We start from the raw sequence: 10,669 nt of genomic DNA on the forward strand, positions 1-10,669 counted from the left end.
GTTTTTGGCCCTGAGCGCCCCGGATAATAACCATGATTTTTGGCAGCGAGGCAAACAAAAAGTTACAAACCCCCAAAGTGTCCGTCAAACGGCACTGCTGCGCGAATCCGACATCTGTTTAAAACCCAGCGTGCGGTTAAGACTTTTCCCGCCTCCGGGTGCAATACTCGACGCCTGAATCAGACGAATCCTGCTTTCATGACCATTACTTACCGACGACTGACACCGACCGATGCAGTGGCTTATCGCGCCTTGATGCTTGAGGCATATGATCGCCACCCGGACGCCTTTACCTCTGATGTAAAAGAACGTGAAACGCTGCCTGGCGAATGGTGGGAAAACAGACTGGATGACAGCAATGCTTCGACCGAAGCGGTGTTTGCCGCCGTTGAAGACAGTCAACTGCTGGGCGTAGCCGGACTGTCAGTTGAAACCCGAAATAAGGCCCGGCACAAGTCAACCCTTTCGGGATGTACGTGCCTCAGGCTCACAGAAAAAGAGGCATTGGCTACCAGTTGATGTGCAGCGTGCTCGAGCATGCCAGATCCCGTCCTGAGCTTCTGGTCGTACAGCTCACCGTCACGCAGGGTAATGCCGCAGCACAGGGGCTTTATGAGCGCATGGGCTTTGTGACCTTTGGCGTTGAACCACTTGCAGTTGCCGTAGGCAGCAGGTTCGTCTCCAAGGTGCATATGTGGAAGGATTTACGGGAGTGAGTTATCCCCTAGCCATTATCTGCGCTCAGCATCCGAGCGCCTCGGCTGCGTCGGTAAGGGAATCGACAATAATGTCCCAGTCCTGTTCGGCAGTAAGGTCAGACGTCTGGCCTGGCCCGTGCTCGGACGGGCGTCGGACGAACACGGTCTTGAAGCCATTCGCACGGGCTGCCGCGAGGTCGGAATTATGCGCAGCCACCATCGCGACTGCTTGCGGGGCCAGACCCACGGCGTCTGCCGATTTCAGGTAGGTCTGCGGCGTTGGTTTGTAAGAGCCCGCGATTTGCGCGCCGACAATCACGTCCCACGGCAAGCCAGCGAACTTTGCCAGGTTGAGCATGCCGGCAATATGCCCGTTGGAAAGCGTGCCAATCGAGAACCTGCGTTTGAGCCGCGTGAGGCCGGCGACGGAATCGGGCCATGGGTCCAGCCGTTCCCAGGCCTTGTTAAGCTCCGTGAGTTCGGTATCCGGAATGCTGCCGAAATCCACCTCGTGCCGCGCCAGCACGGTTTCGAGGCTCTCGCGATTGAGTACGTCGAGTGTCACGAAAGGACGCTCACCCGAGCGAACGCGCTGCATGGAAGGCTGGTAGAGCCCGCGCCATTGATCGGCAAAATCGAGGGGGTCGACGTTCACGCCATGACGCAGCAGAAAGGGCGCCGCGGCGCGTGCCACACCACCTCGCCAATCCACAACAGTGCCGAATACGTCGAACCCGAGAAAACCCACCTGTGCAAATCTGGCCATATTATCGCTCCGGTAATGTGTATCGTCGCTTATAGTTCTACACAAGCAGTCGCTCGGAGGACAGTCGTTTCCGGGCAGACATTGCCCTCGTTGAAGAGGTAATGAGTGATATCGAAACCGGTCGGCGACTGGCCAATCAACGATGGATGGAGAATTCATGAACTACGTGAAGCTTGGAAACACAGGGCTGGATATTTCCAGACTGTGCCTTGGGTGCATGACCTTCGGCGAACCTGATGCCGGAACGCATCCCTGGACACTGGGCGAAGAAGCAAGCAGACCGATCATCAAGCACGCCGTCGAGCAAGGCATCAACTTTTTTGACACCGCCAACAGCTACTCGGCAGGCACCTCGGAAACCATCGTCGGAAAGTTGCTGAAAGAGTTCACGCGCCGCGACGAAACCGTGATCGCCACCAAGGTGTTCTTCCCGGCAAACATGTGGGAAGGCTCGACAAGGCCCAACGAGAAAGGGCTCTCGCGCAAAGCCATCATGTCCAGTATCGATGCGAGCCTGACGCGGCTCGGCACTGATTATGTCGACCTGTACCAGATTCACCGCTGGGACTATGACACGCCCATCGAGGAAACCATGGAAGCCCTGCACGATGTGGTCAAGGCAGGCAAAGCCCGATACATCGGCGCCTCGTCCATGTATGCGTGGCAGTTCGCCAAGGCCCAGCAGGTCGCGGTCGCGCACGGGTGGAGCAAGTTTGTGTCCATGCAGAATTATCTGAATCTGGTGTATCGCGAAGAAGAACGCGAGATGATCCCGCTGTGTATCGATCAGGGTGTCGGCCTGATGCCCTGGAGCCCGATGGCGCGTGGCAGGCTGACCCGGCCCCATGGGCAGCAGACCGAGCGGACCAGGACCGACATTTCCGGTCAGTCGTTTTACCAGGCGACGGAAAAAGAAGACGGCCGGGTGATCGACGTTGTGGAACAGGTCGCAGCAGAACGGGGTGTGCCGATGGCGCAGGTCGCACTCGCTTGGGTATTGGCCAAACGAGGGGTTTCAGCGCCGATTGTCGGCGCGTCCAAAGCGTCCCAACTGGACGATGCCATCGCCGCACTGGAGCTGGTGCTCAGCGACGAAGAGATCCAGCGCCTTGAGGCACCGTATGTACCGCATCTGGTGACCGGCTTCGTCTGACCGGCGCAGCAGAAACCCAACGCCGGCGAACGTTACAGCGTCGCCGGTAACCTGATGGACCGCCGTTGCCCGATAGAACGGTGGCCAGCAACGCTTATCTTATGAACACATCATCACAACCCTCGTAACTGTCACACACTTCTGAAATAACACCTTTCTATCTCGCCGCACGCAAATATCTATTGGGCGACCGACCGGCTGCACGGTATTGTCTGACTATTCGCAATGAATGGCCGTTTGCCAGCGCTTGATTCGACTTTATCCACTTCCCCCGTTCGAGTTCCTTCCATGAAAAATCCGGTTTCTCTGGCTACCCGCATCGGCTTGGGGTTTGCCGCGGTCGTTTCACTGCTCATATTGATCACCGCTGTCGGCATTCAGCGGGTTGGCTTCATCGACAGCACCCTGGAAGACGTTGGAGACAATGCCGCAAAGGTGCAACGCTATGCGATCAACTTTCGTGGCAGCGTGCATAACCGGGCGATCGCCCTGCGCGATGCGGTGCTGGTCAACAATGATCAGGACCTCGCGCTCCATCTGGCAGAGATGACCCGGCTGGAAAAGGACTACATCGATTCGGCTGCACCGATGGATCAACTGTTCTCCAGGCCGACCGTAAGTGCCGAAGAGCGGCAACTGCTGCGTGGCATCAAGGAAATCGAACAGCAGACGCTGGGCTCTACCAAAAGCGTCATTGCCTTGCGCCGTACCGGTGACATCGCCGGTGCCCAGGCCCTTTTGCTGAGCCAGACATCGGGGGACTACAGCGAATGGCTGAAGCGCATCAACGCGCTCATCGACCATGAGGAAGCCTCGATCAGGGTTCAGCTGGATAATGTGCAGGCGACCGCCAGCCAGTTCCGTGGCCTGATGCTGCTGGCAACGGCTTTCGCCGTGCTGCTGAGCATCGTGCTGTCGGTTTTCATCATTCGCTTTGTGAAAAAGACGCTTGGCGCGGAGCCTGTAGAGGTTGCGCAGGCCATTCGACGATTGGCGGCCGGCGATCTGCAGCAAACCATCACCACCGCGCATCCCGACAGCGTCATGGGCGTACTGAAAACCGCGTTGACTCGTCTCTCGGAAACCATCACAGAGGTGAGGACGGCTGCCCAAGAGGTCAGCCAATCATCCACCGTGCTGTCGGCGGCTTCATCTGCCAACAATACCCAGATCATGGTGCAGACCCGTGAAGCCGAACAGGTGGCGACCGCCATCAGCCAGATGGCCGCCACGGTCAATGAAGTCTCGGGCTATGCAGCACAGGCAGCGGACGCTGCACGTTTGGCAGACAGCGAAGTGGCGACCGGTAACCGCCTTGTCGAAGGCACTACCACTGCCATCGAGCAACTGGCGGCCACGCTGACTGAAACAACAAATACTGTGGAGCAGGTGTCCAGGCACAGCGAGCAGATCGAAACGGTGATCGAGGTGATCAACTCGATTGCCTCGCAAACCAATCTGCTGGCGCTCAATGCGGCCATTGAAGCAGCCCGTGCGGGTGAGCACGGCAGAGGCTTTGCGGTCGTCGCCGATGAAGTTCGCTCCCTGGCGAATCGTACCCAGCAGTCGACCCAGGAAATTCAAAACATGATCAGCACGCTGCAAGGCGGTACTGAAACTGCGGCGCAGAACATGCGCGACAGCTGCGAACTGGTCAATCGCGCCGTTGACCAGACACGCAACGCACAAAGTGCTCTGTCCAGAATCAATCAGGAAGTGGGCGCGATCAATCACATGAATGCGCAAATCGCCAGCGCTGCGGTTCAGCAAAGCTCGGTGGCAGAAGATGTTGCCATGAACATCAACAGCATTCACGACTCGACACTCAAGTCCGCCAATGGATCGCAGCAGGTGGCAAGCGCCAGCGAAGAGCTGGCACAGCTTGCAGATCGCCTTACCCGCAAGGTCGCGTTTTTCAAAGCAGGCTGACGGTGTGAGCAGGTATTCGGCGATGGATGCTGCATCGCCGAATACCTCATTAGCGGTTAATCAGTCTGTGCAAATGACCGGCCTGGAGCGGCGCAGCGCCAGCGCAACGGTGATCATGGACAGTGCGGCACATACCGCACCGATGACGATGGCGGCGGTGAAGCCGGCCCGACCGGACACCACGCCGCCGATGAACGCCCCGCCGCCAATCGACAGATTCACCACACAGACCAGCAGCGCCTGAACACCTTCCACGCGATCATTGGAGGCCTCGAAACACCAGATCTGCGTGGTGATGGGGATCATCCCGAAAGCGAATCCCCAAACCAGAATCACCGGCCAGAGCAGCCACGGGTTGCCGACAAACATCAGCAGCGCAGTCAGCGACCCCAGCATCAGCAGGGTCATGATCAGCACCGAGGACGGTGCGCTTCTGGCTGCCAGGGCTCCACCGGCCAGATTGCCTGCCACCGCCGCCAGACCGAAGGCGAACAGCAATGCACCCAGGGCCTGCCCCTGGATATGCGCGAACTCCTGCACGAAGGGCGCGAGGTAGGTGTAAGCCGCGAAGTGCCCGACATAGATCAACAGTGCAGCGGCAAACATGCGGCGAATGCGTTGCTCGCCAGCCAGCGACAGCATCTGACTGATGCCGGCAGAGCGCTCGCCCGGTAGCGCAGGCAGCAAGGTTGCAATCAACAAACCCACGGCAACTGTGACCACTGCCGCTGTTTCAAATGCCGCCCGCCAGCCGAACGCTTCACCGATCAACGTGCCAGCCGGAATCCCGGCAACAGTTCCGATCGAGACGCCCGCCAACACATACGCGGTGGCCTTTACGCCCTCCTTGCCGGGCCTCAAGCGAGGCCCGAGCGAACCGGCAATCGTCCAGAAACCTCCCAGTGCGAAGCCAAGCAGGACCCGGCCGGCAAGCGTCAGCCAGAAGTGCGTCGACAGCGCCACGATCAGGTTGGACGCCAGCAATATCGACAGCAGCCCCAGCAGCAGGCGCTTGCGATCAACATGACTGAACAGAGCGATACAGGAAGGTGCTGAAATGGCCGCTAGGATGCCGGGGACAGCCATCATCAAGCCCGCTTGGCTGATGCTGGTCCCCAGGTCACGAGCAATATCGGGCAGCAGCCCGACAGGGAGAAATTCAGTAGTGACGGTAGCGAATGACCCAAGGGATACACTGCCTACAGCCCACCATGAAGCGGGGTTTATTACGAGGTTTCCAGCAGTTTCAAAACGACTCACAGCGGTTCCAGAATTCGGGGATGTCAGCAGCTGACCCGTCGGGCCAGCGCGTGGATGCGCGTAACCCTACCGTGTAAAGCCTTGACGAAGCCACCTTGCGAGAGAAATTCTGTGTCAACGACCCGCGATAATTTCTGCGGAAACTGGCTATCAGGCCGATGCTCTGCGTCGAGGTTTCGTGGGTGACGCAGAGCGTCACGAACGGCGTTCCCACGCGGAGCATGGGAACGATCACTGACCGACTATCGTGCCGACGCTCTGCGACGGCACGCAGTTCTTGACGCTCCGCGTCGAGGCTCATTGCCTAGCGCAGAGTGTCAAAGGCATTCCCATGCGGTGCATGGGAATGATCACACAGGCAGTCGTGACCTATTTGTTGCGGGTCACTCTCCAGACGGTGTTGGCCAGGTCGTCGGCGATGATGAGTGCGCCTTTCGGATCAACCGTCACGCCCACTGGCCGACCGCGAGTCTTGCCGTCAGCTCCGCGGAAACCGGTTGCGAAATCCACAGGCTCGCCGGCAGGACGTCCATTGCTGAACGGCACGAAGATCACCTTGTAACCCACCGGATTATCGCGGTTCCAGCTGCCGTGCTCGCCAACGAAGACGCCGTCAGCGAACTTGTCACCCATGGCCGGGATGGAGAAATCCACACCCAGAGCGGCAACGTGCGAACCCAGGCTGTAATCCGGCTTGATCGCCGCAGCGACCTTGGCCGGGTTCTGTGGCTGGGCACGCGTGTCTACGTTCTGGCCCCAATAGCTATACGGCCAGCCATAGAACGCGCCCTCCTTCACCGAGGTCAGGTAATCGGGGACCAGGTCCGGGCCCAACTCGTCACGCTCATTGACCACCGTCCACAACTGCCCGGTACCCGGCTGAATCGTCAACGCGGTCGGGTTACGCAGACCGGTCGCATAAGGCTTGTGGGCACCGGTTGCGGCGTCGATCTGCCAGACCATCGCGCGATCGATTTCGACTTCCATGCCACGCTCGGTCACGTTGCTGTTCGAGCCGATGCCAACGTACAGGGAGCGACCATCAGGGCTGACAGTCAGTGCCTTGGTCCAGTGGTGGTTGATCGCCGAAGGCAGATCGGTAACCTTGACCGGCTCACCGCTGGCCTTGGTCTGACCGTCCTGATAATCGAAGCTGACCAGCGCATCCTGGTTGGCCACGTACAGCTTGCCGTTCGCGAAGGCCAGGCCATAGGGCGCATTCAGGTTCTCGGCAAAGACCGTTTTCAGCTCATACTTGCCGTCGCCGTCCGCGTCCCGCAACAGTGTCAGACGATTACCGCTCTTGACCTTGGTGTTGCCCTGGGCCTTGATGACGCTGGCAATCACGTCTTTGGGTTTGAGCTTGGCAGCGCTGCCGCCGCGCCCTTCGGCAACGATGATGTCGCCATTGGGCAAAACGATGGACTGACGTGGAATATTCAGATCACTGGCAATCGCCGTGATACTGAAACCCTCAGGCACGGCAGGCTTTTGATCGCCCCAAGCCGTCGGTTCGGCAATCTTCATGCTCGGCAACAGGCCGCGTTGCGGGTCCGGCAACTTCGGGTCCGGTCCGCGCGCCTGAGTGCTGTCGGCTTCACCACCGCAGGCGCTCAGCAGCAGCGCCATGCTCAATGCAGTCAATGCGTGGATATTTTTCATTCTGCACCTCCGGAACGCAGGCTGGTGAGCCCGGTCCACGTCGCAACGCAGGCCAGAACAGTAACAATGACCGACAGGATCAAGCCAGACGGCATGACCGCCCAGGCGTCTTTCGCATGCTCGAAAGCATTGACCAGCCCCAACACCCAGGTGACCAGCAACAACAGGAAGTACACCACGGGACGACCGGCCTTGTGATCCGCACGCACTAGATTGACCAGTGCGAACAGCAACGCCAGCCCGCAGAACAGCAAGCCTCCGGCAATCAACCAGGCGGCAAAGTTGCTCCACTGAATCTGAAAGGTCTGGTAGTAGGCGATGTCGCTCAGCAATCCGCCAAGAAACAAAGGCACGGTTCCGGCGAGCAGGGTCGCGTGTAGCGGGCCTGGCGTATATCGGTAGTCGGGATGGGTGGTTACGGTCATGACGGCTCCTTTTCGTTCGGCGACCCTGGATCAATGCTCAGTGCGAATGCACTCGCCTGTCGGGGTCGCGCTGAATGCGCATAGAAAGGGATCATTCTGGCGAAGCGATAGTTCAGCACTTTTCATTTCGAAATATTTTGAAAGCGTTACTGGCTCGCCGATGGCTTGTTTCGACGACAGCGTTCAGAGCAGTAGCGCACCTCATCCCAGCAGCGTGCCCACTTCTTGCGCCAGGTAAACGGCAACCCGCAGACCACACAGGTTTTGACCGGCAGCTCAGTCTTTTTCAAAGCGCCTCTCCAGCATCGAGCCTGGCCAGCAACGCCTCGCCCCGCTCCCACAACGCCTGCTGTTTGGGTTCAGCCATGCGATCAAGGTTCTTGTAAATAATGCCCATACGCTGACTGCGCCGCAAAAGATCGCCATGGCGCATCAGAAAGTGCCAGTAGAGCGCGTTGAACGGGCAGGCATCGTCAGTCGTGCTTTCAGTGACCTTGTAAGCGCAGCCACGGCAATAGTCAGACATGCGCTTGATGTACTGGCCGCTTGCGCAATAGGGCTTGGAACCCAGATAGCCGCCATCGGCGTGCATGACCATGCCCAGCGTATTGGGCAGCTCGACCCAGTCGAAAGCGTCCATGTAAATCGCCAGATACCACTCGCAGATCTGGTTCGGCACGATACCGGCAAGCAGCGCAAAGTTGCCGGTCACCATCAGGCGCTGAATATGATGGGCATAGGCGTGCTTGAGGCTCTGACCGATCGCCTGACTCATGCAGTTCATCTTCGTCTCGCCGGTCCAGTAAAACTCCGGCAGCGGCCTGCTGTTGCCGAACAGGTTGCCATCAGCATACTCGGGCATTTTCAACCAATAGACGCCACGCACATATTCCCGCCAGCCGATCAACTGGCGAATGAAACCTTCGGCGGCATTCAGCGCCACCCTGCCCGACCAGTACGCGGACTCCACGTCACTGCAGACCTGACGCAGATCCAGCAGGCCGATGTTCAGCCCAGCGCTGATCCGCGCGTGAAACAAAAACGGCTCATCGGTGGCCATTGCGTCCTGATAATCGCCGAAACCGGCCAGCCCGAAATCGAGGAAGTAGTCCCACAGCGCCTGTGCATCGACATGCGTCACCGGGTAATCGAAATCATCCAGCGAACCGTAGTGACTGGCAAAACGTTCAGCTACCAATGTCAGCACGTCGCGAGTGATCCCGTCTGCCGAGAAGCGCATCGGGTAAGGCGCCGCTACGCCCTTGGGCAGCGCCTTGCGGTTTTCCGCATCAAAATTCCAGGCACCGCCCACCGGTGTGCCATCGCCGTTCAACAGCAGCCTGCTCTTGCGCCGCATCTCCCGATAGAAGAACTCCATGCGCAACTGCTTTTTACCCTGCGCCCACGACGAAAATTCTTCGCGGGAACAGAGAAAGCGCGTATCGGCATGCCATTGAATCGGCAACCCGCTGTCCTTGATCGACTGCTCCAGCCGCCAGTCACCGCACTCGGTGACGTGCAGCTCTTTGGCTTGCAGCAGGGCCTGCCAGCGCCGCAACTCACCCGGCACCGACCCGGTGTTCTGCGGGTCATCAAGCATGACGTACTGCACCCGAATGCCGCGCTCGCGCAGCGCCTCGGCAAAATGACGCATGGCGCTGAAGATCAGCACGATTTTCTGCGGATGATGCGGCACATGGCTTGCCTCCTCCATCACCTCGACCAACAGGACCGTATCGCGCTCTGGGTTCAGGTCTTTCAGGGACGCCAGGTCGAAAGACAGTTGATCACCGAGGACGAGGTGGAGATGGGGGGATTCGGTCAATGGAAAAGGCTCCGCATGGCGTCTGCAAGAATCTGAAAAGCTGTGGCGTCAGACGATTGACCTGTACCTCAGGGCCAGCTATCCAATACTCCGAAGCCGCAAAACTTGTACCAATGTAATTTCATGTACAAGATTTTCATAGCGTTTTTCGATGAGTTACCTGTCATGGTTGTTGCAGGTCTTGACTGGTCCGCGCAAAGCCAATTGTCAGAGATGAGAACACGTGTCAGCGCCATCGCTTTTAAAAGTGCATAAATCTTCTTGTGAATTGACCAGCGCCCTTGTTAGCCATCCCACATTATTAACTGCCGCATCAGGAGTGGCATCGTTGATGACATATCCCTGCAATTTCAAAGTGTAAGCCCGGCAAGAAATGTATAAACTCCTCAATCTCTATCTATACAGCACTCTCAACCGGCAAGAGGCGCTGACTCTATAACGGAGCAACAATGTTAAAGGATCTAACGGCGCTGTTTGCGCCACAAAACCGTCGTTTGATCAAGCTGACGACCGTTGCCCGTGACGAACAGGAACTCCTGCTGGAAAGTTTTTCCGGCACTGAAAGCCTGTCCGAGCTGTTCAGTTTCGAGTTGTCGATGATCAGCCGCGATGCCAGCCTGGAGCTCAAATCGCAGATCGGCCAGCCTGCACAACTGGCAATAGAACTCGCCACCGGCGAATCGCGCTTCATCAATGGCTATATCAGCACCTTCAGCCTGGAAGGCAGCGACGGCGGCCTGGCCCGCTACAGCGCCACGCTAAGCCCATGGCTGTGGATGCTCTCGCGACNGCCTACGGCGCATTGCCCGACTTCGAGTTTCAACTCAGCCAGCCACTCAAGACGCACAGTTACATCACTCAGTACCGTGAAAGCGATCTGACCTTTGTATTGAGGTTGCTGGAACACGAAGGCCTGTTCTTCTATTTCGATCACAATCAGGAAAAGCACAC

The 10,669-nt window shown here is 58.2% G+C and carries 8 protein-coding genes and 2 pseudogenes; 4 read left to right on the forward strand and 6 right to left on the reverse strand.

What is annotated here, in order from left to right:
* Positions 1-198: 198 nt before the first annotated feature.
* Positions 199-716, forward strand: a pseudogene (locus AO068_RS19705) (GNAT family N-acetyltransferase).
* A gap of 25 nt (positions 717-741) precedes the next feature.
* On the opposite strand, the gene AO068_RS19710 reads toward AO068_RS19705, so the two are convergent.
* Positions 742-1,464 carry a haloacid dehalogenase type II gene (locus AO068_RS19710; RefSeq protein ID WP_058409230.1) on the reverse strand — a complete coding sequence of 241 codons (723 nt, stop codon included), beginning with the start codon at positions 1,462-1,464 and terminating at the stop codon, positions 742-744.
* Between the two features lie 157 nt (positions 1,465-1,621).
* Here AO068_RS19710 and AO068_RS19715 point away from each other — a divergent pair, with 157 nt between their 5' ends.
* On the forward strand, positions 1,622-2,617 hold the full coding sequence (locus AO068_RS19715) for an aldo/keto reductase (protein WP_044320592.1): 996 nt from the start codon (positions 1,622-1,624) through the stop codon (positions 2,615-2,617).
* Between the two features lie 288 nt (positions 2,618-2,905).
* The gene (locus AO068_RS19720; protein WP_002552778.1) at positions 2,906-4,546 is read left to right on the forward strand and encodes a methyl-accepting chemotaxis protein; all 1,641 of its coding nucleotides are present in this window, start codon (positions 2,906-2,908) and stop codon (positions 4,544-4,546) included.
* A 60-nt stretch (positions 4,547-4,606) separates the two neighbouring features.
* Here AO068_RS19720 and AO068_RS19725 read toward each other — a convergent pair whose 3' ends face one another.
* From AO068_RS19725 to AO068_RS19740, 5 genes are all read right to left on the reverse strand, one after another.
* A complete protein-coding gene (locus AO068_RS19725; RefSeq protein ID WP_058409231.1) occupies positions 4,607-5,806 on the reverse strand; it encodes an MFS transporter in 1,200 nt (399 codons plus the stop codon).
* Positions 5,807-6,175: 369 nt separating this feature from the next.
* Positions 6,176-7,468 carry a PQQ-dependent sugar dehydrogenase gene (locus tag AO068_RS19730; RefSeq protein WP_058409232.1) on the reverse strand — a complete coding sequence of 431 codons (1,293 nt, stop codon included), beginning with the start codon at positions 7,466-7,468 and terminating at the stop codon, positions 6,176-6,178.
* Positions 7,465-7,893: a DUF2231 domain-containing protein gene (locus AO068_RS19735; protein ID WP_058401950.1), complete on the reverse strand. Its 429-nt coding sequence runs from the start codon at positions 7,891-7,893 to the stop codon at positions 7,465-7,467. The genes AO068_RS19730 and AO068_RS19735 overlap by 4 nt, the downstream gene beginning before the upstream one ends.
* A 146-nt stretch (positions 7,894-8,039) precedes the next feature.
* On the reverse strand, positions 8,040-8,183 hold the full coding sequence (locus tag AO068_RS27300; RefSeq protein ID WP_080394996.1) for a DUF2256 domain-containing protein: 144 nt from the start codon (positions 8,181-8,183) through the stop codon (positions 8,040-8,042).
* Positions 8,180-9,718, reverse strand: coding sequence for a cryptochrome/photolyase family protein (locus AO068_RS19740; RefSeq protein ID WP_058409233.1), 1,539 nt, complete (start codon positions 9,716-9,718; stop codon positions 8,180-8,182). The genes AO068_RS27300 and AO068_RS19740 overlap by 4 nt, the downstream gene beginning before the upstream one ends.
* A 596-nt stretch (positions 9,719-10,314) precedes the next feature.
* On the opposite strand from AO068_RS19740, the pseudogene AO068_RS19745 reads away from it, so the two are divergent.
* Positions 10,315-10,669: pseudogene (locus tag AO068_RS19745) on the forward strand (phage late control D family protein); the annotation flags it as partial.

Source organism: Pseudomonas sp. ICMP 3272, assembly GCF_001466905.1.
GTDB classification, from domain to species: domain Bacteria; phylum Pseudomonadota; class Gammaproteobacteria; order Pseudomonadales; family Pseudomonadaceae; genus Aquipseudomonas; species Aquipseudomonas amygdali.

Excerpts from the sequence above, each read along its gene's own strand:
- AO068_RS19715 (WP_044320592.1), top strand. The coding sequence starts at position 1,622 with ATGAACTACGTGAAGCTTGGAAACACAGGGCTGGATATTTCCAGACTG.
- AO068_RS19710 (WP_058409230.1), bottom strand. The coding sequence starts at position 1,464 with ATGGCCAGATTTGCACAGGTGGGTTTTCTCGGGTTCGACGTATTCGGC.
- AO068_RS19720 (WP_002552778.1), top strand. The coding sequence starts at position 2,906 with ATGAAAAATCCGGTTTCTCTGGCTACCCGCATCGGCTTGGGGTTTGCC.
- AO068_RS19735 (WP_058401950.1), bottom strand. The coding sequence starts at position 7,893 with ATGACCGTAACCACCCATCCCGACTACCGATATACGCCAGGCCCGCTA.
- AO068_RS19730 (WP_058409232.1), bottom strand. The coding sequence starts at position 7,468 with ATGAAAAATATCCACGCATTGACTGCATTGAGCATGGCGCTGCTGCTG.